Below are 26,212 nucleotides of genomic sequence, written 5' to 3'. Positions count from 1 at the left end.
CCGTCACTAACCGGCCAGCCCGAGCACCTCCTCGGCGGTCATCCCGCGACCTCGCCGCCGCGCCTCGACGTACCGATCGGACCCGAGCGCGCGTTCAGCCGCGGCGGCCACCACAGCCACCCCGGCCACCACAGCCATTCCGGCCGCCTCCGCTCCGGCCGCCTCCGCCCTGGCCACCTCGGCCATCGCAGCCGCTCTGGCTACCTCGGCCACCTCAGCAGCTCCGGCCACTTCGGCCACCTCCGTCGAGGAGGCCGCTTCGTGGTCGGCGGTCAGCTCCACCCCGCGCAGTGACGCCGCAGCGCCCACGAGTGTCGCGGCCCGCTCTGCGTCGCCGGTCAGCAGTGCGGCCCCGGCCAGACCGTCCACCGCGTCCGCGGCGGCCGGCAGGTTCCCGCCGCGTACAGCCGTCTCGAGCGCGGCCCGGTGGTGGGCGCGGGCCTGCGCGGCGTCCCGGTCCATGGTGGCCGTCCAGCCGAGCCCGGTGAGGATACGGGCCCGGATCCGCTGCCCGGTGATCGAGGCATCCCCGCAGTCGGCCAGCGCCGCCTCGTACAACTGCCGGGCCGTGCCCGATTCGCCGGATCGCCGCGCGAGGTCGGCGAGCCCCCGGCGGGCATCGGCGAGCAGATCCGGCGCGCCGACCGCGCGGGCGACTTCGGCGGCCCGCTCGTAGCCGGCTCGCGCAGCCGCGAGCCCGCCGCTCTCGGCCGCGAGCCCGCCGCTCTCGGCCGCGAGCCCGCCGCTCTCGGCCGCGAGCCCGCCGCTCTCGGCCGCGAGCCCGCCGCTCTCGGCCGGGAGCCCGCTGCCCTCGGCTGGGAGGCCGCTGCCCTCGGCCGGGAGCCGGCTGCCCTCGGCCGAGAGGTCGGCGCCCTCGGCCAGGAGGTCGGCGCGGCGTGTGAGCAAGTCAGCGGTGTCCTCCGTACGACCCAGCTCCTCGATGAGCATGATGGCCTCATCCATCCACGCCACCGAGCGTGCCCGCTCACCCCGCGAGGCCGCGATCCCGGCGAGTTTGTCCAGCGCGTTCGCGATCGCCCAGCGATCACCCGTCGACCGGAAACCGGCCAGCGCGGTCGTGAGCTCAGCCTCGGCCGCTGAGGTCTGCCCGCCGAGCAGCAACCGCAGGCCGTCGCCCATGTGCAGGAACGCCTGTGACCACGGGTCGGTGTCGAACAGCCGGTGCTGCCGCGCGGGGGCGACGTCGACCAGGCGTCCGGCCATCGCGAGCAGGAACACGACGTGGGGCCGCCGCAGCGGCCGATCGTACGCGGCGAGGCCGGCGGCGGCGCGGTCCAGGTGGTCGCGCAAGCCGGCGTCGCTGCCGTTGCCGGTCGCGGCGGCGGTCACCACGCAGCACGCGTACTCCTCGGCTACCTCGGTCCTCTCGGTCCTCTCGGTCCTCTCGGCCCATTTGGTTACCTCGGTTGCCTGGGCTACCTGGGCTACCTCGGCCACCTCGGCCGGGGAACCATCACCCAGCTCGCCGAGCAGCTGGGCGGCGAGCGGGGCGGCCTCGCCACGCAGGCCCCGCAGCCACCAGAACCAGGACAAGGCCGCGAGCAGCCGCGACGCAAGCGGCGGGTCGGCGGTGACGGCCCAGCCCAGTGCGGCCAGCAGGTTGCCGTGCTCCGCGCCCAGCCGGGCGAGCCAGTTCAGCTGGTCGGGCCCTCGCAGGTGGTGGTCGGCGGCTTCGGCCAGCGCGGTGAAGCACTCCGCGTGCGCCCGCAGGCATTCCGCCCGCTCCCCGGTCTCGGCGAGCCGCTCCGCGCAGTACTCGCGCACCGTCTCCAGCATCCGGTACCGGCCGTCGTGCGCCTCGACCAGCGACTTGTCCACCAGGCCGGCCAGCACACCGGCCACATCGTCGTACCCGACCGGCCCGGCCAGGCCGCAGACCTGCTCCGCGTCCGTCAGGGTGGCGCCGCCGGCGAACACGGTGAGCCGGCGTGCGAGCGCCTGTTCACGTGCGTCGAGCAGCCCCCAGCTCCAGTCGACCACCGCGCGCAGCGTCTGATGCCGGGGCGCCGCGGTGCGCTCGCCGCGGGACAGCAGCCGGAACCGGTCGGCCAGCCGCGCGTCCACCTCCTCCAGGGTGAACGAGCGCAGCCGGGCCGCCGCCAGCTCGATGGCCAGAGGCAGCCCGTCCAGGGCGGCGCAGATCCGCCGAACCGCGCCGATCGTGGCCGCGTCCACGACGAACCCGTGCCGTACCGCGGCGGCCCGGTCGGCGAACAGGCGCACCGCCGGACCGGCCAGCGCTTCGGCGAGCGTGGCGTCGGGTCCGGGCACGGCCAGCTGCCCGACCGGGAACAGGACCTCGCCGGTGATGCCGAGCGCCTCCCGGCTGGTGGCCAGGATCCGCAGCGCGGGGCAGGCGGCCAGAAGCCGGTGCGCGAGCCCGGCCGCGCCCGTGACGACGTGCTCGCAGTTGTCCAGAATCACCAGCACCGGCCGGTCGGCCAGTGCCGCGACGAGCCGATCCTCCGGCGGCCCCGACTCGCGGAGACCCAGCGCGGCGGCCACGGCCGGCGCCACCTGCGCCCCGTCGCTCAACGGGGCCAGGTCGACGAAGCACACCTCCCCGGACATTCGGCCGCTCGCCTCCACCGCCAGCCGGGTCTTGCCGGTGCCACCCGGACCGGTCAGCGTGACCAGCCGTGACCCGGCCGGCAGCGTCGCGAGCCGGCGGAGCTCCTCCGCCCGTCCGACGAAGCTGGTGAGCTGGGCCGGCACCCGCCGGAGCGCCGGGGTGGCCGCCGGCTCCGCGCGCAGGATGGACAGGTGCGCCTCGGCCAGCTCGGCGGACGGGTCGACGCCCAGCTCGTCGCCCAGGAATCGGCGGGCCTCCTCGAACACGGTGAGCGCTTCCGCCTGCCTGCCACCGGCGTAGAGGGCTCGCATCAGCAGCGCCCGTGCCCGTTCTCGTAACGGGTGCGCCTCGACCAGTTCCGCCAGTTCGGCGGCCACCGCGTGGTGCTCGCCCAGGGCCAGTGCGGCCTCGGCCCGGTCCTCCACCGCCGCCAGCCGTTCCTCCAGCAGCCGGGCGGCCGCCGCCTCCGCGAACGGCGCGTCCAAGACGTCCGCGAGCGCCGGTCCGCGCCAAAGGTCCAACGCCTCACCCAGCAACACCGCGGCAGCCGCCGGGTCCCCGCCGGCCAGCGCCTGCCTGCCCTGGCCGGCGAGCCGGGCGAACCGGTGCGCGTCCACCGTGTCGAGGCCGACCGCGAGCCGGTAGCCCGCCGATCCGAACTCCACCGCGGCTCCGTCCCGCAGCCCTCGCCGCAGCCGGGAGACCTGCGACTGCAGCGCGTGCGCTACGTCGGCGTGCGCGTCCTCGCCGTACAGTCCCGCGGCCAGCCGGCCGACGCTCACTGCCCGGCCGGCCTCCAGCAACAGCATCGCCAGCAGTGACCGCACCTGCGGCCCGCCCACCGCCACCGGGCCCCCATCGGGCAGACGTGCCTCAACTGGTCCCAACACCCCGAACCACATCAACAGCCCCCGGCTTCGCACATGCCGACAATTATGCCGACCAGCGGTTATGCCACGGGCCCTCTCGTGCACGTCGGTCCGGTCGTACGCGTGATCGGCAGTCGCATCTCACTCCACCTCGCGGGATCCCGTGCTAGCTTTTCTGCATCTTCCTAGTAGGGAAAGTGGGAATTATGAGCGCCGATCTCGCCGCCCTCGCCGCCACCCACCGGGCGTACACGCCGGAGGAGTGCGCCGAGCTCGCCCGTCAGGCCGCGGAGTCCGTCGACATCGGCGCGCTGCCGCGGAGCGGGCCCGGAGGTTATGTGTTGCTGTGGTCGGGCGAGCACTCCATCGCCTGGCTCAACACCTGGTGGGAGGCTCGCGACACCGGCTTCCACGACCACGACGGATCGGCGGTCGGCGTGTACGTCCTGGCGGGCAGGGTGTCCAACGAGGGCCTTCCGATCGAAGGCACGCGGCGGGTCGGGTTCTACGGAGCGGGGGAGTCGTTCTCCTTTCCCGGGACCGGCATCCACCGGATGGATCACGAGGCGGGCGCGATCACGATCCACGTCTACTCGCCGCCGCTGCGCGGCATCGGGCACTACGAGGTGGTGGACGGTTTCCTGCGGCGCACGCCCGGCTCCCCCGACGAGGCCTCGCCGCCGAGCCCGGGGCTGCGCGAGGCCCTCGGCGTCGGCTGATGCTTCTCCCGCGACGTCAGCACTGTCGAGGTTCTGGTCGACGCCGCCGCCGCGCAGCCGCGTGAAGTTCGCGCGGTCACGATGCGGCCGTGCTGCCGCCGTTCATGGCGTGAGGTTCGCGCGGTACCAGTCGAGGGTGGCGGCGATGGCGTCGGCATGCGGTGTCGCGACGAACGGGCCGAAGGCGCGGGTGAACTTCGAGGTGTCGGCCACGAAGGGCCGGTCGCGCTGGTACCAGGTCTCGCCCAGGGCGCGGACCGTGGGATTCACCAGCCCGAGGATGCGTTGCATGGGGCGGCCGAGAGCTGCCGATTTGCCGGGTCGGCCCAGCTCGGCGGAGACCAGGTCGAGGAACTGCTTGCCGGTCACGGGCGGTGCCGCCGGCAGGTGCCAGGCCTGGCCGTCGGCCCGCCCGTCGTTGCCGAGGATCACCAGCCCTTTGGCGATGTCGGGCAGGTAGCTGAGCGAGTGGGGCTGGTCGAGCGGACCCATCCAGCGGGCGACCTTCCCGTCGAGCGCGGCGGCGAACACTGTCGCACCGACGACGGTGTTGACGCCGCCTGGGCCGTAGTAGTCGGAGGCTCTGCCGATGGCGACGCGCAGGGAACCGGAGCGGTGTGCCTCCAGGAGCGCCTGGGCCATCTCGGCGCGGACGCGGCCCTTGGGATTGCGGGCGGCATACGGCATGTCCTCGGTCATGGGGCTGTCGACGGGGCCGTACATGTACAGGTTGTCAGCTAATACCAGTTTGGCCCCCGCGGCGGCCGCGCCCTGGCACACCGTGTCGGTCAGGTGGGGGAACTCCTGCACCCACCGGTCGTAGGCGGGGGCGGCGCAGTGGTAGACGACGTGGGCGCCGTCACAGGCGGCCTTGGCGCCGGCGGGTGTGGTGATGTCGCCTTGGTGGACCTCGACACCGGGCAGGGCCGGGACCCGGCCGCTGCGGTTGACCGCGCGGACGCGATGTCCCTGGGAGACGAGCTCGCGGACCACGGAGCTGCCCGCGGCGCCGCCGGCGCCGAGGACGACATGCAGGTCGGATACAGCGGGCACAGCGGCCTCCTCAAGTGGTTCTCCCCAGAGCCGGGTGATCGGCCGCGGGGAGCGAAGCGATTTCGTAATGGTGTTATGAAACAGCGTTACGCTATGATTGTCAAATGGCCCGACCACGCACCCGCGACTACGACGAGTTGCGCCGAGACCTCCTGGACGCAGCCGGGCGGCTGCTCGCTCAGGAAGGCCCGCAGGCGCTGAGCACCAGACGAGTGGCCCAGGAGGTCGGTACGTCCACCACGGCCGTGTACAACCTCTTCGGCGACAAGGCCGGCCTGCTGCGCGCGATGTTCCTGGAAGGGTTCGCCCGGCTCGCCCAGCAGTTCGCCACGGTGCCGCGCGATGGCGACCCAGAGGCCGATCTGATGGCCCTCGGATACGCCTATCGGGCCGCCGCCCTGGCCAACCCTCACCTGTACGAGCTGATGTTCGGACGGCCCATCGCGGACTTCCGGCCCGACGAGGCGGCCCTGGCGCAGATCCAGGGGACGTTCGACACCCTGATAGGCGCCGTCGCGCGGTGCATCGATACGGGGCGGTTCGCCCCATCGAACCCCTACGATGTCGCGGTCCACCTCAACGCCCTGGTGCACGGACTGGCGAGCCTGGAGCTAAAGGGCGCCCTGGCGGACCGCGATCAGGCCGACCGCCACTGGCGCATCGCCCTGGAGGCCACCTTCCGCGGCCACCGCGCCGGCATGCCGTGACGTCGGGGCGTTCACCAATACCGCGGAGAGTGGTGGTGGTGCCGCCCGACCACCCGCCCGAGCCACCCGTGACGGCACGATTACTGGGGGCGCCGTTCCATTTCACCGTTCCGCATGGAACGGGATGGCACGCCTTAGTGGTGACCGGCTGTCCTTCTATGACGGCCCAAGCATGGAGAACACATGTCTGTCGGTTCCACGGAAAAGCGAGGCCGGACCAGACTCCGCCTCCTGCAGGTGTTCGGCACCATCGCGGCGCTCCTGCTCGCCATGGGGGTCACGGCTCTGCCCGCCTCCGCCGCGGTGCAATCATGCTCCGGCCAGGTCGAATCCAATGTGTGCCTCACCATCACCGCACTCGGCAACGGTAGATATGCCGCCGAAATCGGCCTGGACTACCGCATCGGCCAAGACGACGCCCAGACGATCATCGACGCCATCGGTGACCCCGTCAGCGCCACAGTGCTCGACGACGACGGCGGGGTCTTGAGAACGCTGTTCGTCACGCCCATCTTCGTCCAGGGCGCTTCACCAGACGCTGGATACAGTGTCGGCGCCCGCGCCGAGGGTCCCGGAGGCCTGCTGAACGTTGACTCCGGCATCGACACGCTGCGCGGCCGGGTCACGATGTACGACCCGCGCACGGGGACGACTCGGACCTTCACCACACCGGTGGTGTCGATAACCATCGTCGCTTAGCGTAATCGAGAGGTGTTCAGTACGAGCCTCCGATGCAGGTCGGGGGCTCGTCGGCGTCGACGTGGTGACTCAGTGGTGGTAGGCGTGCACCACCGCATGGCCCTTGCCCCGGCCGATGATCCACTTGTTGATCGGAGTGGTGACCAGGAAGGCGACCAGCAGGGACAGTGCCAGGGCGCCCCAGAACAGCCCGGAGGCCAGTGTGGCGTTCATGGCGCCGGGGATGACGAGCATCACGCCGTTGTCCACGATCTCCATCACGATGATCGACACGGTGTCGGCGGCCAGTGCCAGCTTGATCGCGGTGCCCCAGTTCACCCCTGCTCGGCGGAGCGGTAGCAGGGTCAGCAGGTAGCCGAAGAAGAAGGCGAGCACCACGGCCACGGCGATCGACGGGGCCGTGCTCCAGCCAAGTGCGGTGGCGATCACCAGGCCGAGGATCTCGCCGATGGCGCACCCGGTCAGGCAGTGCAGGGTCGCCGACGCCGCCGTCGACCACGACACCTTGCCGGGTTGCGCGGCGTGCTCATGCGCCTCGTGCTGATGGTGCTGCTCGCTCATGAGGTACTCCCAAGGTCGTGATTTAACTGGCTTGCTTCGAAGTTATACCCCCCATGGGTATATGAGCAAGAGGGGGCGGGTGATGCCCGATTGCTACTATTGCTTATCGTAGATAGGGCTCAGAGGTTGAAGAAGGAGTGGCAGTGGTGGGCGAGGAACGCGCTCACGCCCGGGATGGCGGCCAAGATGGCAGGGCCCGCCAGCAGCAGCGTGACCGCGACCCGCCCGGCCAGGCGTTCCCGCCGGGCGAGTGGCGCCTCCGGGTTCAACATCCGGCGGACGCGGGTCAGGGCCGTCTGGCCGCCCGCGCCCAAGGCGAAGGCCGGAACCCGGCCGGTCGCGAGCCGGACCAGGGCCGCGGCGATGTGCACGCGTGGATGGCGACTGGCCGCGACGTCGTCGGCCAGCAGTTCGACCAGCCGGGCGATCTCGGTTTGCGCGCGGACGAACAGCGGGACACCGGGAAAGGCCCGCAGCAGGGCCTCGGTGCCGGCCAGGACCAGATGATGCCGCCCGCGCAGGTGGGCCTGCTCGTGCGCGAGCACGGCGGCGACGTGCTCGGGAGCCAGGGACCGCAGCGCGCCGGTGGTGATGACGGCCTTGCCGTTCCTGCCGGGCAGGCAGTACGCCAGGCATTCCTCGTAGTCGACCACGACCGCGCCCAGTTCGCCGTCGTGCCGTCCGAGCAGGGCGAGCGCCTCGGCGTGCCGCAGCCTTTCCCGGCGTGCGCCGAGCAGGACCGCCCCGCCGGTATAGAGCACCCGCGCCACGAGCAGCCCGGCGGCGGCGAGGCCCACGCGCGTGCTCGTGCTGCTCAGCGTCGCTCCGTCGCCGAGCAGGGCGGCGCAGGCCTCGAACAGTTCGGCGAGCTCATGCCCCACCACCGAGGCGGGCACGGCCACGGCGAACGCCGACAGCAGCGCCGAGATGACCACCGAGATGCTCGCCGCCTGCCACATCGCGATCGCCAGTCGCGGCGCACGGTCCGCCCAGGTGGCCCGCCTCAGGAAGCGCGGCAGAACCAGAGCGGCGAAAACGCAGTACAGCGCGAGGATCGCTGCCACGATCATGACCGGCGTCCCTTCGGCGGGTAGACCTGGAGTGCCGCATCCAGGGCGTTCGCCTCTTCGGGTGTGAGTCGTTCGATGAAGTGCACCAGCGTGGCCGCCCGGTTTCCGCTCCTGGACAGCGAGTCGCGCATCACCTCGGCGGTGTAGGCCTCCTTGGAGGACACCGTCTCGTAGACGTAGGCCCGGCCGACAGGTTCGCGCTTGAGCAGGCCCTTGGTGTGAAGCTTGTCCATCACGGTCATCACGGTCGTATAGGCGATGGTGCGTTCCTGCTGGAGATGTTCCAGGACGTCCCTGACCGAGGCGGGCGCGTTGGTGGCCCACATACGATCCATGATCGTGGACTCGAGCTCGCCCAGGCGGCGCACCATCTGACCATCTCCTCCGGCTGTCGTCCGCCTGATGCTACCGGCGCGCTTGCCGCCGCACCTACGACCCATCATAGTAAGCTGGCGGGACTCGGACAGTTTCCGGTTCACCCCAGGGGAGCCAGTGGGAGTTCTGCGGCAGGGCCTCGCGTTGCGGGTCGCGCGTGGCTCCCTGCTCGTCGTTCTCTCCTTGGGCGTGTGCTTGGCGGTGCTGACCTCTTTTCTGCTCCTGGTGCTGATGGTCGCCTGGGTTCGATCGAGGCGGGGAAGCACCGGCATCGACGGACCTCTCTCACCTGTCCGGCAGGTCGCCAGGCCGCCGCCGGAGCCCACCTCCCTGCGCCTGGCATGTCTCTCTGCTGCGCATATAGGCCGTTGACGCGCGGATGGGCCCCGAGGTCGTCCGCGAAGGCCGGCCGTTCTGACAACAGAGAGAACAAGCAACCATGCGTATCAACCGCAAGATCCCGCTCATCATCGCCACGGGCGCGCTCGCCCTGCTGACCGCGTGCGGGGGCAACGGCGAGTCCATGGCCGGACACGACGGTATGGGCAGCACCGAGCCCGCCGCCACCACGCCCAGCGCGCAACCGTCGCCCACCTTCAATGATGCGGATGTGATGTTCGCGCAGATGATGATCCCGCATCACGAACAGGCGGTCGAGATGGCCGACCTGGCGCTGATGCGCGCGAGCGACGCGGAGATCGAGGAGCTCGCGGCGAAGATCAAGTCCGCCCAGGATCCGGAGATCCAGACCATGAAGGGCTGGCTGACCGAGTGGGGCAAGCCGGTACCCTCCGGCGGTGTGGGGCATGACATGCCCGGCATCATGTCCGAGGAGGACATGAAGAAGCTCGAAGCGGCCAAGGGCAAGGCCTTCGACAAGCTGTTCGCCCAGCTGATGATCGCCCATCACAAGGGCGCGATCGAAATGGGACGTACCGAGCAGGCCGCCGGCTCCAACCCGAAGGCGAAGGAGCTCGCCAAGAGGATCGAAACCACCCAGCAGGCTGAGGTGGCGCAGCTGCAGAAGATCCTCGACCGACTCTGATCCAGGGAACTGCCCAGGCGTCACAAGCGCCTGGGCAGCAGGAACGGGGTCAATCGTCGATACGTCTGATCAGGGCAGTCGTCATGCAGTGAGTGCCCGCAGCCGGTCAGGACGTGGGCCTCGGCCGCGGGCAGCCGGTCGGTGAACCGATGGAGGAGATCGACGGGCAGAAAGCGGTCCTGATCGCCCCACAGGAGGAGCACCGGTGCCGTCACCAGGTGCAGGTCCCGCTCGGTGGCCGTCCATCGTACGGATCGCTCCACTTTCAGCATGGTCGCCCGGTTGTGCGGCGATCTCATCGCCGCGGCCGCCTCGCGCGCCAGGGCATCGGGAACGCGATCACGGTGGACGAAGGATTTACGCAGCAGGTGCCGTACCGACCACAGAGGCATGAGTCGTACGGCGAGTTCGCCGATGAGCGGCAGTCGCATGAGCCGGAACTCCCACACATCGCCGACGTCGAGCCCTCCGGGAGCCAGCAGCGCCAGGCGGCTGACTCTGGCCGGAAACAGCTCCGCGAAACGCAGGGCGAACCCGCCGCCCCAGGAGTGGCCGACGATGGCGACCTCTGGCAGGTCCAGGGCGTTCAGGAACGCCGCGATGGAGTGAGCGATCGCGTCCACGTCATGGCGGAACGTCGCGTCGAGAACCACCGTGCCTCCCTGGCCGGGAGGATCGAGGGCGTACACGGTGTGGTGCCCGGCGAGCACCTCGATCATCGCGTGGAACGAGAGCCGCCAGCCGCCGCTGCCGGGTAGCAGCAGCACGGGAGGGCCGGATCCGGTCCTGTGGTAGCGGAAGCGGGCGATGGAGGTGTCCACGTAGAGGTCGCTCATAGATCACATCAGCTTGTCCGGAGTGATGGGAAGATCGCGTAGCCGCTTGCCGGTGGCGTGGTAGACGGCGTTGGCGATCGCCGCGGCCACCCCGACGATGCCGAGTTCGCCGATCCCTTTGGCGCCGAGCGGGGTCTGCGGGTCTGGCCGGTCGACGAAGCGCACGTCGATGTCGGGGACGTCGGCGTGGGTCGGCACGTGGTATTCCGCCAGGCTCGGGTTGGCGATCCGGCCGGTGCCCTCGTCGAACAGGGTCTCCTCGGTCAGCGCCATGCCGATGCCCATGATGATCCCGCCCGCCATCTGGCTCGTGGCCTGTTTCGGGCTGACGACGCGGCCGCCGTCGAACGCGCCGACCCAGCGGACGACGCGCACCTCGCCGGTGTCCTCGTCCACCCGCACCTCGCAGAAGTGCGCCCCGTAGGTGTTGGTGGCGCGTTTGATCGTCTGGTACGGCAGCGCGGACGAGCCGGTCACCTCGAGCGACTCCCGGCCGGCATCGGCGAGGATCCGCTGGTACGTCATGCCACGGCCGTCCGGCAGGAACACTCCCTCGTCGCGCGTCTCCACCTCCTCGGGCCCGCGCCCGGCCAGCGGTGAGCCGGTGCCCTTGGTCAGCGCCAGCAACTCCCGAACCAGGTTGTCGCGGGCCGACCAGATGGCCGAGGCGATGGTGGTGGTGGCGGCCGAGGCGCCCGGGATGCGGGTCTTGGCCACGTTCGAGTCGCCGTGCAGGAAATGGATCTTGTCCATCGGCAGGCCCAGGCGCTGGGCGGCGTGCTGGGTCTGCGCGGTCGAGGTGCCGGCGCCCAGTTCGTTCGTGCTGCTGTGGATGGTGATGGTTCCGTCGGCGGCGAGCCGGAGTCTGACGGCCGCGACGAGTATGGCGTCGGGGTTGATCGCCGCCGCCATGCCGTACCCGATGAGGTGGTGCCCATCGCGCATGGCGCGCGTCGCGGGCGGGCGGGCGCGCCAGCCGAACGCCTCCGCGCCGATCGCGTACGCCTCGCGCAGGTGGCGGCTGGTGAAGCGGTTGCCGGAGACCGGGTCGCGGTCGGGCTCGTTGCGCAGGCGCAGGTCGAGCGGGTCCATGGCGAGCCGCCAGGCGAGCTCGTCCATCGCCGACTCCATCGCGAATGAGCCGGGCGCCACGCCGGGCCCGCGGAAGAACGCGTTCTGGATGCGGTCCACCCGCACCACCCGCTGGTGGGCGCCGATGTTGGGACAGGCGTACAGGTGGCGGGAGACGGCGATGGCGGCTTCGGCGAACTCGTCCGTCGTACAGGTGGACAGCGCGTCATGCGTGATCGCGGTGAGACGCCCTTGGGCGTCGGCGCCCAGAGCGATCCGGCTCCGGGTGGGCGCGCGCCCACCGGTCATGTGGAAGGTCTGTGCCCGGGACAGGACGAGCTTGACGGGACGACCGGCGAGTTTCGCGGCCGCCACCGCCAGCGACACGTGCGGCCAGGCCGTGGTCTTGCCGCCGAAGCCCCCGCCGATATAGGGCGCGAGCACGCGGACCCGCCCTTTCGGCAGCCCGAACTTCTTGGCGAGCATCTCCTTGACGCCATAGGGGTACTGCGTGGCGTCGTAGACGGTGAGGTCCTCGCCGTCCCAGTGCGCCAGCGTCGCGTGGGGTTCCATGGCGTTGTGGTGTTCGAGCGGCGTGGTGTAGACGTGCTCCACCTTGACCCGCGCGTTCGCCAGGCCCGCGCGGGGATCGCCGACGAGGGTCCTGGCCTCCTCCAGCACCGCGTGGGCCGGGGTGAAGGCCGCCTCGGGCGTCATCGACAACACGGCCGGTTCCGGCGCGTACCGTACGTCGACGAGCCTGGCCGCGTGCTCGGCCTGCTCGCGCGCCTCGGCCACGACGACCGCGACCGGCTGGCCGTTCCAGAAGATCTCATCGGTGTTGAGGATCGGCAGGCTCATGGCGGCCGCGGCGACCATTCCCTTGACCGTGGCGTACGCCGCGGTCGGCTTCATCCTCGGGGCGTTCTGGTGGGTCATCACCAGGACGACACCCGGGGCCGTGGCCGCTCTGGAGGAGTCGATGGCGATGATGCGGCCCTTGGGGATCGTGCTGCCGACCGCGACCGCGTGGGCGAGCCCGGGGAGGTCGTGCTCGGCGGTGTAGCGGATGGCGCCGGTGACCTTGGCGCGTCCGTCGACCCTGTCGACCATACGGCCGATCTCGCCTTTCTCCGTCGACAGCGGATCGTGCCGGCCGTCAGGAAGCAGTCTGGCGACCTTGCCCACGGCTCTCAGGCCGAGGCCGAATCCACGTGAGGTGAGGCTCATGACAGACCTGCCAGTTCGGTGAGCGTACGACGGATCAGGCGTTCGGCCAGCTCCACCTTGAAGCCGTTGTGCCGCCGGGGGCGCGCCTCGGCGACCGCCTCCTCGGCGGCCAGACGGAACGCCGGCGCCTCCGCCACCGCACCCGTCAGCAGCTTCTCGGCCGAGTACGCCCGCCACGGCTTGTGCGCCACCCCGCCCAGCGCGATGCGTACCGCCGCCGTCCTGCCCTCCTCGACCCGCAGGAGCACGGCGACGCTCACCAGCGCGAACGCGTAGCTGGCACGGTCGCGGACCTTCACATAGGCCGCCTGCCCCGGCCGGCCGGGCGGCAGGTCCACGCTCGTGATCAGCTCGCCGTCCCGCAACTCCGTCTCGACGTCGGGCGTGCGGCCAGGCAGCCGGTGGAAATCCGTGAGCGGTACGGCTCGTCGCACCCCGCCAGGTCCCTGCACGTTGACGACGGCGTCGAGGGCGGCCAGGGCGACGCACATGTCGGACGGGTGCACCGCGATGCAACTCTCGCTCGACCCCAGAACGGCATGCGTGCGGTTGAAGCCGTCGAGAGCGTCGCAGCCGGTGCCCGGCGCGCGTTTGTTGCAGGCCGCGGCGGCGTCGTAGAAGTATCCGCACCGGGTCCGCTGGAGCAGGTTCCCGCCAACGGTCGCCTTGTTGCGGAGCTGGGGCGAGGCGCCGTTCAGGATCGCCTTCGCGAGCAGCGGGTAGCCGCGACGGACCCGGTCGTCATGGGCCACCTGCGAGTTGCGCGCCAGCGCCCCCAGCCGCAGGCCGCCGCCGGGCAGGTCCTCGATGCCGGCGAGCGGCAGCCGGGTGATGTCCACGAGCCGCTCCGGGCGCTCCACCTCCTCCCGCATGAGGTCCATCAGGTTCGTCCCACCTGCGAGATACCTGGCAGACCCCGCTGCCTGGTCGATCGCGTCGGAGATGGTCGCGGCCCGGACATAGGAGAACTCCTTCATGACCGCGCCACCTCGCGGATGGCGGCCACGATGCCGTTGTAGGCGCCGCAGCGGCACAGGTTCCCCGCCATCCGCTCCCTGATCTCGGCGTCGGTGAGCGCCGCGGGGCCGCCGGGTTCGGCTGACACGGCGCTCGGCATTCCGGCACGGTGCTCCGCGAGCATGGCGACGGTCGAGCAGATCTGCCCCGACGTGCAGTATCCGCACTGAAATCCGTCATGGGCCAGGAAGGCGTCCTGCACCCGGCTGCCCACCTCGTGAGCGGCCATGGCCTCGATCGTGGTGATCTCCATGTCCTCGCACTGCACGGCCGGCGCCAGGCAGGAGTTGATCCGGTGACCGTCGGCCAGCACCGTGCAGGCACCGCAGGCGCCCTGGTCGCAACCCTTCTTCGTGCCCGTCAGGCCGAGGTGCTCGCGCAGGCAGTCGAGCAGGCTCACCCGGGGATCCAGATCCAGCTCGTACGACATGCCATTGACTCTCAACTGGACAGAAACGTCCATGACCGTCCTTACCTTGCGGATCAGTGGGCGTGTACGCCGGCGGGGAGCTGGGCCTTGCCCCTGGGCACGAGCGCTAGCGCGATGATCGCGGCCGCCCCCGCGCCGACGGCGCAGGCCGTGTAGGCGGCGGCGAATCCGGCCGTCGAAGCCTGCTCGATGCCGACGGCGGCGATCGTGGACAAGACCGCCGTGCCGATGGACCCGCCGACCTCGTGGAAGGTGTTGACCACACCGGATGCCAGCCCGGCCTCGTCGTGCGCGACGAACCCGAGCGCCGTGGTGGTGGCGGCCACGAACACCGGCACCACTCCGGCGGCGCCGATGGTCAGCCCGATCACGATGCCCGCCGTACCCTCCGACAGCGCCAGCACCACGGCACCGGCCCCGGCGAGGACGAGCCCGCCCACCGCGGTCACGCGTGCGCCGAGCTGCCCGATGAGGCGACCCGCCAGATGCCCGGCGACGGCGGTCGCCACCGCGACCGGCAGGAACAGGAACCCGGCGGTGAGCGCGGACTGCCCTTGTACGCGCTGCAGGTACAGCGAACCGAGGAAGACGAAGCCCAGCAGCAGGGCGGTGCCGACCAGCATGAGGAACGCGCCGGTGGCGACGGGGCGGCGGGCCAGAACGCGCACGTCCATCAGCGGCTCCTGGACAGCCCGCTCGACCAGTGCGAACGCGGCGTAACCGACCACGGCCCCGACCAGCGCGACCAGCGTGGCCATGCTTCCCCAGCCCGCTTCTCCGGCGTTGACCAGACCGTAGATGAGCGCCGCTGTCGCCCCCGTGACCAGCACGGCGCCAGGCAGGTCCACCCGCCGCCGCACCTGGGGCCGGTCGGCGGCGACCAGGCGGGGCAGCAAGGCCAGTACGGCCAGCCCGACAGGCACGTTGATGAAGAACACCCATCGCCAGCCCGGCCCCGCCGCCAGCACGCCGCCGAGAATCGCGCCGACGGCGAACCCCACACCGCCCAGAGCAGCCCAGATTCCCAGCGCCTTGTTCCGCTCGGCTCCGTGGAAGGTCCGCGTGAGCGTGGCCAGCGCCGAGGGGGACAGCAGAGCGGCGCCGACGCCCTGGGCGAGCCTGCCGCCGATCAGCATGGGGCCACCGGTGGCCAAGCCGGTCACCAGTGAGGCGAGGACGAAGACGATCAGCCCGGTCAGCAGGATGCGGCGGGCCCCGAAGGTGTCGCCGAGCCGCCCGCCCAGCAGCATGAGCCCACCGAAGCACAGCGTGTACGAGGTGACCGCCCAGGTGAGCGGGACACGGTCGAGATGCAGGTCGGCGCCGATGCTGGGCAGCGCCACATTGATCACGGTGACGTCCAGGATCAGCATGAACTGCGCCACGCACAGCAGGACCAGAGCCTTCCAGCGCTGCGGGTCCGTCGCCTCCGCCTGGTCCGGCGACAGAGCGAGATGATGGCCGTGAGCCACAAGATCTCCTTAAATTGAACAGCAATGTACGAGTTATCGTAGACGACTCTACGAGCAACTTGAACATGTGTGTTCAATTTAAGGTGTCTACGGCGAGGACGAGCTGCGCCCCGAGGCCGACAGGCCCTGGGACGCTCGCGTAATCAGCCGTGCAGGCCGTCGGGGTCGCAGTAGTCGACCCGGTTCGTCGGCTTGAAGTTGGACACGATGATCTCGCGTTTGAACGGGCCGCCCCGTGGCACGTCCTCGGCCGACACCTCGTACGTGAACTGCTGCATCGTCCGAAGCCGGGTGCCACCGATGACGACCGGGCGCCGGACCAGGTAGATGGCGGCCCACGGGCAGCAGTAGTAGCTGCCGTACGGATTGCCCCCTGCGTCGGTGGCGTAGGTGATGGCGCCACCGGTGAACGCGGCGTCGATCTCGGCCTGGATGCGCAGGGTGCGTGCCGGGTCGGGGTCGTACTCCCACATCTCCTTGATCGCCTGCCGGGCGCGGGGATCGGCCTGCCATACACCGCGCTTCTGCGGGTCGGTCAGGCACCAGGGGTCGAAATCGCGGGTGTTCACCGGCGGCACCGCGACGGGCGGCGCGGCCCGTCTCGCGTCCACCCCTTTGTAGCCGGCGATGAGTTGCGGCATCGCGGTCAGCTGGCCGAGGTGGTAGTAGATCTCCAGCGCCCGCTGCAGCCGCTGCTCGATCGCCTCGTGCATGCGCGAGTTCGGGTTGGTGTCCAGCAGCCCCTCGGCGTAGTCGGCGGCGGTCGCGGCCTCGGCGACGAGCTGCCTGAGCCGCCGCAACGCGTTCAGGTGCCGATCGGCGTCGGCGACCGTCTGCTCGAAGACGCCGAGGGCGACCTCGGCGTGCTGGCGGATCGAGCGGGACGCGGCGAGCATGCCATGCAGGTGCGGCAGCGGACATGGGCTGGCCTCGGCCCACTCCGGCAGGTCGGCCGGGAGGAGCAGTTCCTGCTCCACCAGGTAGCCGGGGTTGCCCGCCGCCTGCCGCGCCCGCGACACCCAGCCTTCCACCTGCGCGAAGCACGCCCCCACCTGCTGGGCGGTCACCGGCGGCACGAATCCGGAGGTGCGGGGGTCGGCCGCGTAGTCGGCGTCCAGCAGGTGCTCGCCGATGGCCTGGAGGACGAACGCGTTCCACACGCACAGCAGTTGCCCGGCCGCCCCCTGCGGGCCGTGCCACAGGTTCACCCCGTCCTGGGCCAGCCGGCGCCGGAGGCTTTCAGCCTGCTCCAGCTCGGTGTACACGATCCCGCCCGCCCGCCGGTACGCTTCGAGCTCGTCGGCCCGGACCTCTCCCTTGAGGGCGGCGGCCATCCGCGTCATCAACGTCCCCATGCGATCCCCTCACCCCGTACGCCGTCCGTCGTAGCGTAAGTCGGGATATGGGCGGCAATCTCTGACTAACCTCAACGTTTTGATCACGGGTCGACAGGCAGATCCTTCGGCTGTGGCACCGAGGTTCCCTTGTGCGAGGGGCCGTGTGAGTCGGCGCAGTGCGCGTCCGCCTCGCCGATGGTCAGCAGTTCGGGCGGGGCGTGGTCGACCTGCAGGGTGGTGTGTTCGATGGCGTAGGAGTCGTGCAGCAGCCGCTCGGCGGCCACTCGTACGGCGTGGCAGTCGGCGCCCGGCATGACCAGGATGTGCGCCGACAGGGCGGCGTAGCCGGAGGTGACCTCCCAGACGTGCAGGTCATGGACCTCGACGACGTGGTCCAGGGCGGCCGCCCGCTGGCCGATCTCGGCGGGGTTCATGCCCACGGGCGCGGCTTCCATGAACACCCGGCCGGCGTCGCGCACCAGCCCCCAGCCCGCCTTGAGCATCAGCCCCGCCACCACCAGGGCGGCGATCGCGTCGGCCTGCGCCCAGCCGGTCAGCCACACCACCGCGCCCGCGATCGTGGTGGCGATGAAGGCGAACAGGTCGTTGAGGATGTGCTGGTAGGCGCCCTCGACGTTCAGGCTGGAGCGGTTGGCGCGCGACAGCAGCCAGGTGGCCGCCAGGTTGACGGCGATCCCGGCCAGTCCGGTCACCACCACGTACAGGCCCTCCACCTGGGAGGGTTCAAGGATCCGGCGGACGCCTTCGTAGATGAAGTACGCACTCAACAGCAGCAGCGTGATGCCATTGACCTGGGCCGAGATGATCTCGGCCCGCTTCAGCCCGTAGGTGAAGCCACCCTGCGGGGGCCGGGCGGCGATGCGCATCGCGATCAGGGCGAAGACGATGGCCACCGCGTCGGTCAGCATGTGCCCGGCGTCGGAGATCAGCGCCAGTGACTGTGCCACCAGGCCGATGACGACCTCGACCGCCATGAAGCCGACGATCAGCGCCAGCGCGCCGCCCAGGTAACGGCGGTCGGCGTCCACGCTGACGGCGTGCCCGTGCCCGTGCCCGTGCCCATGCCCTTGTCCGCCGTGGTGATGGTCTTCCGCCATGATGTCCTCTCAATCTAATACATGAACAGATGCTCAGATGTGAGGGTCGCAGGACCGCTGTCGATCTGTCAATCGTTCTCCTACGCCTCTCGTTCGGGGTGGATCGCCTGCGTGTGGGCCGTGTGAGCCGCGGCCAGGTCCAGCAGCATGCGGACGTGCGCGTCGTCGAGCCGGTAGTAGGCCATCCGGCCGGCCCGCCGTACCGAGACCACGCGATGTGCTCGGAGCAGGCGCAGGGCGTGGGAGGTGGCGGACTCGCTCAGCCCGCTCACCACCGCCAGATCGCACACGCACAGTTCTCCCTCGAGCAGCGCCATGAGCAGCCGCAACCGGCCGGGATCGGAGAGCAGTCCGAAGACGTCGGCGGTGTCGGTCAGGTCGGTGTCGGCCGGCATGCGCGCGTTCACGGCCGCGACCCGCTCCGCGTCGACCACCCTGGTGCTGCAGCTGTCGACGTCCGTCACTTGATTAGCTGAAGATGCGTTCATGCGTCAACCATAGGTGCGATCCGGTGAGGTCGCGCAGTGCCAGGGCGAGCCGGTCGACGTCGTCCGCAGAGGTGAACAGGGCGGGAGTCACCCGGACGCAGTCGCCCGCGCTGACGCCGCCGCGGCGGACGGTGAAGATGCGGTGGCGGCTCATCAGATGGTCGGTGATGGCGACGTTGTCGGCCTCGCTGGTACGCCCGCTCACCCGGAACGCGGTGAGGGCGCCGTACATCGCAGGGTCCTCGGGCGTGAGGATCTCCATGCCGGGGACGTCACGCACCTGCTGGACCCACCGGTCGCGCAGGTAGCGCAGGCGTTCCTGCTTGCGCGCCGAGCCGAGAGCGTCGTGGAAGTCCAGGGCCGCGCCCACGGTGAGGATCGGGGCGACGTCCATGGTGCCGGAGTGGACCCGGGAGCGGATGTCCTGCGCGGGATAGGTCTCATCGGCGAAGACGCGGTCGATGTCGGCCAGGCGATCCTGACGGATGTAGAGGAATCCGGATCCCAAGGGCGCGCCCATCCACTTGTGCAGCGAGAAGGCGGCGAACTCGGCGCCGAGGTCGGCGATGGTGAAGTCCAGTTGTCCCCAGGAGTGGGCGGCATCGACGATGACGTCGACACCGTGGGCGCGGGCCAGCGCGGTGATCTGCTTGACCGGCAGCACCAGGCCGGTGCGGTTGTTCATGTGCGACAGCAGGAGCAGCTTGACTCCCGGCCGCTCGCGCAGTGCTTGGGCATAGGCGTCCAGCACCGCTTGCCGGGTCGCCGGTTCCGGGATGACGAGCCGCTCGACCCGCACGGCGCGGCGCTCGCGCAGCCAGTTCATCGCGTACTGGGCGCTGTGGTAGTCCAGGTCGGCGTACATGACCGCGTCGCCGGGGCGGAGCCCGCGGTAGCCGGCGATCAGATTCTGCAGGGCCTCCGTGCCGCCGCGGGTCAGCGCGATCTCCTCCATCGCGACGCCCAGCAGGGCGGCGATACGCCGGCGGACCTGGTCGGCCTGGCTCTTGTACGTGGTGCGCAGCAGGTAGGAGCTGACCTCGTTGAGGTGGTCGACGTTGCGGTGATAGGCCCGTCGTACGGGCTCGGGCATGATGCCGTAGTAGCCGTTCTCCAGGTTGACGAACTCCGTGCTCACCCGGAACTGCCGTGCGACCGCGGCCCAGAAGGGCTCATCGCGGGCCAGCAGCTCGGGCGCGATGCCCGACGGAACGATCAGCGGATCGGTGAGGGCGGGGCCGGCGGCCAGCGCGCCCAGCCCGGCCACCATCCTGCGTCGGGACAGGCTCATAGAAAGACTCCACGTAAGTCGGCAGGATGACCAAATGTATTTCGCTGAATGTGGCATGTCGCGAACAGGGAATCCCGCTTTACGGAAACCTTTGTCTTCGCTGGGCGCGTCCTGCCGCGCGCCGGGCATCATTGCCAGTGATGCTCGCGACACGATCAGTTCGTTCTCGCCGTCCGGCCCCATGGAGCGCCGGCCGGCTGTTCGCGAACGCCTTGGTCGTCCTCGTCATGATCATTGGTGTGGTGTTCGCTCATGGCGGCGGGTGCGCGGCCGTGATGCTGTCGGAAGCGGGCGCGCACGCTGAGCACGGCGTCCGGTTCACCCCGATCATGTCGGTGAGCTCGCCGGATGCGCGGTGTCTGCATCGCGAACTGCCGGTCGGCCATCATCACGGGACCGAAGAGGACTGCCCGGCCGGCGTGTCGGTGTCCTTCGACCTGCCGGCGGGCTCCTGCGCTTCCTCGGCGCGGCTCGCCGGGAGATCTCCGGCGACCTGGGGGGACAGGTCGCCACCGGCTTTGACCGCTTTCGCGGAATTCTGCGCCCTGCGCATATAGGACGTCGGCGTTTTCATTCGTCGTCGTCCATTTCCGTTGGCCCGGCGGTTATTCCGTCATGCCCGGACAGCATCATTCGCATCGGGGACCAACCACATGCCATCGCCATCAACTTCCGTACGCTTTCCGAGCGCGCCATCAGCCGGATATTCATCACTCTCCCTCGCGGTGGGGAACACCCCGCTGGCATTCATCGCCGATCCCCGCGTGTCAGGAGGCAGCGGGTTCTGGGCCAAGCTGGAGGGCTTCAACCCGGGCGGGATCAAGGACCGGCCCGCCCTGCACATGGTCCGCCAGGCACGCGCCAGAGGAGACCTCGAACCCGGCGCGACCATCATCGAGTCCACCAGCGGCACGCTCGGGCTGGGCCTGGCGCTGGCGGGCATCGTCTTCGGCCACCCGGTCGTGCTGGTGGGCGACCCGGGCATGGAGCCGCTCATGCGGCGGCTGCTCACCTCCTACGGCGTCCGCCTGGAGATCGTGGCCCGGCCACATGCCGTCGGTGGATGGCAGCAGGCCCGCCGGGAGCACGTACAGCGCCTGCTGGCGGAGATCCCCGGTTCCTACTGCCCCGACCAGTACAACAACCCCGACAACGTCGACGCCTACGCCGGGCTGGCACACGAGTTGCTGGCCCGGCTGCCCCACATCGACGTCCTGGTGTGCTCGGTCGGCACCGGAGGGCACAGCGCCGGCATCTTCAACGTGCTGCGCCGCCACTTCCCCGGCCTCAGGCTGGTCGGCGTCGACACGGTCGGGTCCAAGATCTTCGGCCAGCCCGGCAGGCCACGGCTGATGCGCGGGCTGGGCAGCAGCATCCACCCCCGCAACGTCGCCTACGACTCCTTCAGCGAGGTGCACTGGGTCAGCCCGGCCGAGGCGGTGTGGGCCTGCCGTACCCTCGCCGCCCGCCACTACATCTCCGGCGGATGGAGCACCGGCGCGGTCACACTGGTGGCCGGCTGGCTCGCCCGCGTCACCGCCGGCCAGACCATCGTCGCCGTCTTCCCCGACGGGCCGTGGCGGTACTGGGACACCATTTACGACGACGACTACTGCCACGCCAACGCCCTGCTCGGCACCGTCCCGAACGACGAACCGGACCTGCTGGAGACCCCCACCGACCGCGAGGTGCACCGGTGGACACGCTGCGCCAACATCAGCGACCCGCTGGGGAGCATGCGGTGATCGGCGCGCTGCGGCAGTTCCGCTCCTTCGACCGCCCGATCCAGCTCCTGCAGATCAACCAGGTCGGCATCAACCTCGGCTTCTACATGCTCATGCCCTACCTCGCCCAGCACCTGGCCACCGGCGCGGGGCTGGCGGCCTGGGCGATCGGGCTGATCCTGGGACTGCGGAACATGAGCCAGCAGGGCATGTTCCTGGTCGGCGGAAGCCTGTCGGACCGGCTCGGCTACAAACCGATGATCATGATGGGGTGCGCGCTGCGGACCGTCGGGTTCGCCCTGTTCGGGCTGACCACCTCGCTTCCGCTGCTGGGTCTGGCCGCAGTGCTGACCGGTTTCGCCGGGGCGCTGTTCAACCCGGCGGCGCGCGCCTACCTCGCCTGCGAGGCGGGGGAGCGCAAGGTCGAGGCGTTCGCCGTGTTCAACGTGTTCTACCAGGCCGGCATCCTGCTGGGCCCGCTCGTCGGCGTGGTCCTGTTGAGCGTCGGCTTCACCGCCGTGTGCCTGTCAGCGGCGGCGATCTTCGCGGCGCTGACGGTCCTGCAGGGGAGGTACCTGCCCAAGCGTCGCGTCATGGACAGAGATGAGCGCCAGCCCGTACTGCGTGACTGGAAACAGGCGTTCAGTGATCGCGCCTTCCTGTCCTTCGCCACGGCGATGATCGCCTCCTACGGGCTGTCCTACCAGATGTACCTCGGGCTGCCGCTGGAGGTGCAGCGCACCGGCGGCGGCGACCGGGGAGTGACGGCGCTGTACGCGCTGTCGGCCCTGCTCGGCATCGCCGGACAGGTGCGCCTGACCGCCTGGTGCGCCGCGCGCTGGACCCGGGGCCAGGCGATCGCCCGCGGGCTGGCGCTGACGGGGCTGGCCTTCGCGCCGATGGCGGTGGCGGTCCCCGCGCCGTGGTCCCTGCTGCCCGCGGTCGCCTGTGCGATCCTGCTCACCCTCGGCACGATGATCGCCTTTCCCTTCGAGATGGCGACCATCGCCGACATGGCGGGAGACCGGCTGATCGGCACCTACTACGGGGTGTACAACCTGCTGTCCGGCGCCGGCATCCTGACAGGCAACCTGCTGGCCGGCGCCCTGGTCGACGTGGCCCGCTCCTCCGGCTGGGCGAACCTGCCCTGGCTGCTCCTGGCCGCCGCCGGCCTGGCCTCGGCGGCGGCCGTCAGCCGCCTGGAGCGGCGCAACCGGCTGGCGGCCTTTTCCACGTGTCACTGACTGTCGTACTCGTCATGGCGGCGCCACCAGAAGCCGTTCTCGTTGCGGCCGAGCGGCGCGCGGTCGAGCCACTGGTACATGCCCCAGAGGCCGTCCAGCCCGCGCTCGTACGCCGAGTAGGTGTGATAGACGACGCCGTCCTCGAGCGCGAACGCGCTGACACCGGGCCCTTCTCGCCGGTACGTCACCCAGTCCGTTCCGACGATGCTCGATGCGAACTCGTCGAGCCCGGCACCCTCCTGACCGGCCGGCGGCCGGAAGTCGCTCTTGCGGAAGTTGTACTCGACGGCTCCCGACCGCCACTCCTCCTCGGTGTGCGCCGCCTGGAAGTCGTAGTTGAAGTCGCTGTCGTACGACGAGGCCCAGGGGAAGCTCCAGCCCATCCGCCGCTTGTACGCCTGCAGCTTGGCGAGCGGCGCCCGCGACACCGCGCAGAGTGTGACGTCGTGGTTGGCGAGGTGGACGACGGAGCCGTCGAAGCCGTCCGCGATCGCCGAGCAGGACGGACACCCCGCGGTGTAGTCGGGCCCGAACATGAAGTGGTAGACGAGCAGTTGCGAGCGTCCTCGGAAGAGCTCGGCGAGGGACGCCGCGCCCTCGTCGGTCTCGAAGTGGTACTTCTTGTCGACACGGACCCAGGGCAGCTCCTGGCGCCACCGCGCCAGCTCGTCGCCGCGCCGCGTCAGGGCCTTCTCGGCTTCGAGCAGCTCCAGGCGGGCCGCGAGCCATTCTTCACGTGTTCCGGTCTTGTGATCGGTCATTGTTCTCTCCTTTCGTGAGCCCAGGAACACACAGGGCTACATCGGGGGCATGCCCTCGGCGTTTTCCGGTACGCCCCGGTCGGTACCCCTTACGAATCCAGCCGGCGTCTGAGGGCGTCGAGGTTCGAGTCCCAGTCACGGGCCAGCGCGGCGAGAAACTGCTGCGCGACCTGGATGGGGGCCGACTGGAGCCGGTAGCGGACGCGGCGCCGCTCGCCGGGCTCGGCGATGACCAGCCCGGCCTCGGTGAGCAGGGCGAGGTGCTTGGCGATCGCCTGCCGGGTGATCGGCAGGTCGGCCGCCAGGTCCGTCGCCGTGGCCGGCCCGCGGGACGCGAGCGCGGCCAGGATGCTCCGCCTGCTGGGATCGGCCAGCGCGGCGAAGACCTCTTCCGCGACGGCCTCCGGGTCACGCGCGGGCATCGAGGTATTCGACCAGCTCGCCCAGCTCCTTCTGCCAGCCCTCGACGTTGCCGCCGTACGCGCCGGAGTAGAGGTCGTCGGGCAGTTGCGCGAAGCCGGTTTCGACCACGGTGAGCCGCGTCCCTTCACCTACCGGCTCAAGGGTGAACTCGACATAGGTACGGCGCGGATCGTCGGCCGGCAGGCCGTAGATGCCCCAGGTGTAGCCGAACACGTGTGGCGGCTCGAGGCGCTCGATACGCAGGTCGGCACGGTGGCCGCCCTCGAAGGTCAGCTGCGCGAGGCCGCCGACGCGCAGGTCGACGGTCGCCTTGTGGCCGAACCACGTGCCCAGTCCCTCAGCCGTCGTGATCGCTTCCCACACCGTCGCCGGCGGTTGGGCGACGCTGATGCTGCGCTCGATCCGATCGGGAAAACCCATGACGCACCTCCATCTATGGCAATCATTCGGTTGCTATAAACTTATGGCAACCATCTGGTTGCGTCAAGTCGGTCAGCGCGCCCGGGGCGTCACGCGGAGCCGGAAGGGCTGTTCCCCGCAACCCGTCGCTGCTTGACGGCGTCATGGAGAGTCGTAGCGGAGGATGACGCTGCCTTGGGGCGGTCTCCAGGCGTAACCGGCGGCCAGTGCCGTGCCGGCGGCCGGGATGGTGGTCACGTTCGACCATTGGAATCCGGTCGTGACCGGTGTGACGTTCTGCCGGGTCAGGCTCGCGCCGGTCACCCGCAGCGTGTCGATGGACACGGTGGTGTAGGCGTAGGGGTCCTGCCCTTCCGGCGTCGCGGTGATCGACTGGCGGGTGGAGGCCGCGTACACAGGCCCGTCGCCATCGCAGGACAGCGCCGTGACGACGTCGCCGGGCAGCCGGATCTGCCGCCAGGTGCCGGCCTGCTGGTGCAGGAGCACGGTTCCCGGCTGCGACCAGTCACCCTGCTGGAAGCCCACGGCGATCCAGACCTCGTTCCGCCGGGTGACGAGCACTTCGTTGAAGGTGGGCCGCACGGGGCCGTAGGCGGGGTCGGGCGCGGACGGCGGCGTGATGGCGGGCAGGTTCACCGGCTGCCACGTCTTGCCGTTCCAGTGCGTGATCGTGCCGGGGGCCAGCCCCCAGATGTCGGAGGCCGACCGTACGCTGATCTCCTTCAGGCCGGCCGGAGCGGACAGGCTCGTCCAGCGGCCGTGGTGGAAGTGTTTGAAGAACGTTCCCCTGGAGCGCTCGTCGTGGCCCACCACCCAGGTGTGGTCGGCGCCGGCGACGTCCAGATCGGTGATCGTGGTGCGGCCCCAGCCCATGAGCCGCCAGCGGCCGCCGTCCCAGCGGGACAGCACGGAGCGGTCGCCCTCGGCGGTGCCGGCGATCCACACGTTGGCCGGTGAGGAGGCCTCGATGCGGGAGAGCTCGCGGAGCGGGAATCCTTGGGGGCCGGACGGGGCCGAGCGCATCTCGGTCCAGACCTGGCCGTTCCACCTCATGATCAGGGGAGCGGTGAAGAACGAGCCGGTACGCGGATCCCGCTCCTTGGTGCCGCGCGCGCCCGCGGCCCATGCGTCGCTCGGTCCGGTGGCGGCGAGGTCGTTGACGACCGTGTCCGGGCCGGAGCGGTAGCCGATCCGCCAGCCGGCGTCGCGGACGGTCGTGGCCTGGACGGGGGATGTCAGGCCGATGCCCACCGCGAGTACGACGGCCATGGGGAAGCGATACACACCCGGATGATCGCCCGAGGACATGAACGGCCGCGTGGCGGTTGTGTGACATGTCAGGGAATGACGGGAAGGCGAGCGCCGCAGGCGGGGGTCAGCGGTCATCGATCCGGCGGCGCGACCAAGTCTTCGGCGACACGCGACGGACAGCACCGGACTCGCCCGTTCCCCCACGTAGATCCGCGCGTCGGCAACCGCTCCCGCCTGCCCGAACTCGAGATCATTAGAAAGGGTGCGTCCGACCTGGTCCGGATGGGGTGCCGGACCCATCCTCGCCGGGCTGTGCTTGGAGGGCGAAGCGCCGTGCACCCGGCTCGGCCGAAACCCTGGAGCGCATGCGATGGATCTCCTGCTCTCCCTCCTTCCTCTGGCCGTGGC

At 70.4% G+C, this 26,212-nt stretch carries 25 protein-coding genes; 7 read left to right on the top strand and 18 right to left on the bottom strand.

The genetic code is table 11. The features are described from left to right. Nucleotides 1-6: 6 nt before the first annotated feature. Complete coding sequence (locus ACGFNP_RS44135; RefSeq protein WP_393328949.1) at nt 7-3,483, bottom strand: BTAD domain-containing putative transcriptional regulator; 3,477 nt, start codon at nt 3,481-3,483, stop codon at nt 7-9. Nucleotides 3,484-3,668: 185 nt separating this feature from the next. Here ACGFNP_RS44135 and ACGFNP_RS44130 point away from each other — a divergent pair, with 185 nt between their 5' ends. Beyond that, nucleotides 3,669-4,181 carry a hypothetical protein gene (locus tag ACGFNP_RS44130; RefSeq protein ID WP_358323808.1) on the top strand — a complete coding sequence of 171 codons (513 nt, stop codon included), beginning with the start codon at nt 3,669-3,671 and terminating at the stop codon, nt 4,179-4,181. Between the two features lie 102 nt (nt 4,182-4,283). On the opposite strand, the gene ACGFNP_RS44125 is transcribed toward ACGFNP_RS44130, so the two are convergent. Further along, the gene (locus ACGFNP_RS44125) at nt 4,284-5,234 is read right to left on the bottom strand and encodes an NAD-dependent epimerase/dehydratase family protein (RefSeq protein ID WP_358323805.1); all 951 of its coding nucleotides are present in this window, start codon (nt 5,232-5,234) and stop codon (nt 4,284-4,286) included. 104 nt (nt 5,235-5,338) lie between these two features. Between ACGFNP_RS44125 and ACGFNP_RS44120 the strand changes: the two genes are divergently transcribed. Then, the gene (locus ACGFNP_RS44120; protein WP_358323801.1) at nt 5,339-5,941 is read left to right on the top strand and encodes a TetR/AcrR family transcriptional regulator; all 603 of its coding nucleotides are present in this window, start codon (nt 5,339-5,341) and stop codon (nt 5,939-5,941) included. A gap of 237 nt (nt 5,942-6,178) precedes the next feature. After that, complete coding sequence (locus ACGFNP_RS44115; RefSeq protein ID WP_393328947.1) at nt 6,179-6,640, top strand: hypothetical protein; 462 nt, start codon at nt 6,179-6,181, stop codon at nt 6,638-6,640. Between the two features lie 69 nt (nt 6,641-6,709). On the opposite strand, the gene ACGFNP_RS44110 is transcribed toward ACGFNP_RS44115, so the two are convergent. From ACGFNP_RS44110 to ACGFNP_RS44100, 3 genes are all read right to left on the bottom strand, one after another. Continuing rightward, nucleotides 6,710-7,201, bottom strand: coding sequence for a DUF4396 domain-containing protein (locus tag ACGFNP_RS44110; protein WP_393328946.1), 492 nt, complete (start codon nt 7,199-7,201; stop codon nt 6,710-6,712). Nucleotides 7,202-7,320: 119 nt separating this feature from the next. After that, entirely contained in the window at nt 7,321-8,271 is a 951-nt protein-coding gene (locus tag ACGFNP_RS44105; protein WP_393328945.1) for a M56 family metallopeptidase, read from the bottom strand. Then, entirely contained in the window at nt 8,268-8,642 is a 375-nt protein-coding gene (locus tag ACGFNP_RS44100) for a BlaI/MecI/CopY family transcriptional regulator (protein ID WP_358323790.1), read from the bottom strand. Before ACGFNP_RS44100 ends, ACGFNP_RS44105 begins: the two co-directional genes overlap by 4 nt. A gap of 443 nt (nt 8,643-9,085) precedes the next feature. Here ACGFNP_RS44100 and ACGFNP_RS44095 point away from each other — a divergent pair, with 443 nt between their 5' ends. Beyond that, nucleotides 9,086-9,691, top strand: a complete 606-nt coding sequence (locus ACGFNP_RS44095) for a DUF305 domain-containing protein (protein WP_393328943.1) — start codon at nt 9,086-9,088, stop codon at nt 9,689-9,691. A 20-nt stretch (nt 9,692-9,711) separates the two neighbouring features. On the opposite strand, the gene ACGFNP_RS44090 is transcribed toward ACGFNP_RS44095, so the two are convergent. The 9 genes from ACGFNP_RS44090 to ACGFNP_RS44050 form a co-directional block, all read right to left on the bottom strand. Beyond that, nucleotides 9,712-10,527: an alpha/beta fold hydrolase gene (locus ACGFNP_RS44090; RefSeq protein ID WP_393328941.1), complete on the bottom strand. Its 816-nt coding sequence runs from the start codon at nt 10,525-10,527 to the stop codon at nt 9,712-9,714. A 3-nt stretch (nt 10,528-10,530) separates the two neighbouring features. Beyond that, nucleotides 10,531-12,828 (bottom strand): xanthine dehydrogenase family protein molybdopterin-binding subunit, encoded by a 2,298-nt coding sequence (locus tag ACGFNP_RS44085; protein WP_393328939.1) that lies wholly within the window; start codon nt 12,826-12,828, stop codon nt 10,531-10,533. Continuing rightward, nucleotides 12,825-13,805, bottom strand: coding sequence for a xanthine dehydrogenase family protein subunit M (locus tag ACGFNP_RS44080; RefSeq protein WP_358323778.1), 981 nt, complete (start codon nt 13,803-13,805; stop codon nt 12,825-12,827). The genes ACGFNP_RS44085 and ACGFNP_RS44080 overlap by 4 nt, the downstream gene beginning before the upstream one ends. Next, nucleotides 13,802-14,275 (bottom strand): 2Fe-2S iron-sulfur cluster-binding protein, encoded by a 474-nt coding sequence (locus ACGFNP_RS44075; RefSeq protein ID WP_358323775.1) that lies wholly within the window; start codon nt 14,273-14,275, stop codon nt 13,802-13,804. Before ACGFNP_RS44075 ends, ACGFNP_RS44080 begins: the two co-directional genes overlap by 4 nt. A gap of 53 nt (nt 14,276-14,328) precedes the next feature. After that, nucleotides 14,329-15,747: a DHA2 family efflux MFS transporter permease subunit gene (locus tag ACGFNP_RS44070; protein WP_393328937.1), complete on the bottom strand. Its 1,419-nt coding sequence runs from the start codon at nt 15,745-15,747 to the stop codon at nt 14,329-14,331. Between the two features lie 143 nt (nt 15,748-15,890). Next, a complete protein-coding gene (locus ACGFNP_RS44065) occupies nt 15,891-17,102 on the bottom strand; it encodes a hypothetical protein (RefSeq protein ID WP_393328935.1) in 1,212 nt (403 codons plus the stop codon). An 83-nt stretch (nt 17,103-17,185) separates the two neighbouring features. After that, on the bottom strand, nt 17,186-18,202 hold the full coding sequence (locus ACGFNP_RS44060; protein WP_393328933.1) for a cation diffusion facilitator family transporter: 1,017 nt from the start codon (nt 18,200-18,202) through the stop codon (nt 17,186-17,188). Nucleotides 18,203-18,282: 80 nt separating this feature from the next. After that, nucleotides 18,283-18,666: a metalloregulator ArsR/SmtB family transcription factor gene (locus ACGFNP_RS44055; RefSeq protein WP_358323763.1), complete on the bottom strand. Its 384-nt coding sequence runs from the start codon at nt 18,664-18,666 to the stop codon at nt 18,283-18,285. 4 nt (nt 18,667-18,670) lie between these two features. Then, nucleotides 18,671-19,981 carry an aminotransferase class V-fold PLP-dependent enzyme gene (locus ACGFNP_RS44050; protein ID WP_393328932.1) on the bottom strand — a complete coding sequence of 437 codons (1,311 nt, stop codon included), beginning with the start codon at nt 19,979-19,981 and terminating at the stop codon, nt 18,671-18,673. A 212-nt stretch (nt 19,982-20,193) separates the two neighbouring features. Here ACGFNP_RS44050 and ACGFNP_RS44045 point away from each other — a divergent pair, with 212 nt between their 5' ends. The 3 genes from ACGFNP_RS44045 to ACGFNP_RS44035 all read left to right on the top strand — a co-directional run bounded on the left by ACGFNP_RS44045 (nt 20,194) and on the right by ACGFNP_RS44035 (nt 22,949). Next, entirely contained in the window at nt 20,194-20,538 is a 345-nt protein-coding gene (locus tag ACGFNP_RS44045) for a hypothetical protein (protein ID WP_393328930.1), read from the top strand. 168 nt (nt 20,539-20,706) lie between these two features. Next, the gene (locus ACGFNP_RS44040; RefSeq protein ID WP_393328928.1) at nt 20,707-21,726 is read left to right on the top strand and encodes a PLP-dependent cysteine synthase family protein; all 1,020 of its coding nucleotides are present in this window, start codon (nt 20,707-20,709) and stop codon (nt 21,724-21,726) included. Next, on the top strand, nt 21,678-22,949 hold the full coding sequence (locus ACGFNP_RS44035; RefSeq protein ID WP_393328927.1) for an MDR family MFS transporter: 1,272 nt from the start codon (nt 21,678-21,680) through the stop codon (nt 22,947-22,949). The genes ACGFNP_RS44040 and ACGFNP_RS44035 overlap by 49 nt, the downstream gene beginning before the upstream one ends. Here ACGFNP_RS44035 and ACGFNP_RS44030 read toward each other — a convergent pair. From ACGFNP_RS44030 to ACGFNP_RS44015, 4 genes are all read right to left on the bottom strand, one after another. Further along, nucleotides 22,943-23,710 carry a thioredoxin family protein gene (locus ACGFNP_RS44030; protein ID WP_358323749.1) on the bottom strand — a complete coding sequence of 256 codons (768 nt, stop codon included), beginning with the start codon at nt 23,708-23,710 and terminating at the stop codon, nt 22,943-22,945. The genes ACGFNP_RS44035 and ACGFNP_RS44030 overlap by 7 nt on opposite strands. Before the next feature lie 89 nt (nt 23,711-23,799). Beyond that, nucleotides 23,800-24,132, bottom strand: a complete 333-nt coding sequence (locus ACGFNP_RS44025; RefSeq protein ID WP_358323746.1) for a metalloregulator ArsR/SmtB family transcription factor — start codon at nt 24,130-24,132, stop codon at nt 23,800-23,802. After that, nucleotides 24,119-24,553: an SRPBCC domain-containing protein gene (locus tag ACGFNP_RS44020; RefSeq protein WP_393328924.1), complete on the bottom strand. Its 435-nt coding sequence runs from the start codon at nt 24,551-24,553 to the stop codon at nt 24,119-24,121. Before ACGFNP_RS44020 ends, ACGFNP_RS44025 begins: the two co-directional genes overlap by 14 nt. A gap of 141 nt (nt 24,554-24,694) precedes the next feature. Further along, nucleotides 24,695-25,822, bottom strand: coding sequence for a hypothetical protein (locus ACGFNP_RS44015; RefSeq protein ID WP_393328922.1), 1,128 nt, complete (start codon nt 25,820-25,822; stop codon nt 24,695-24,697). Nucleotides 25,823-26,212: the final 390 nt, after the last annotated feature.

This window comes from Nonomuraea sp. NPDC049269 (genome assembly GCF_043197155.1).
Lineage (GTDB): Bacteria > Actinomycetota > Actinomycetes > Streptosporangiales > Streptosporangiaceae > Nonomuraea.
This window is presented reverse-complemented; position numbering and strand designations above follow the sequence as displayed.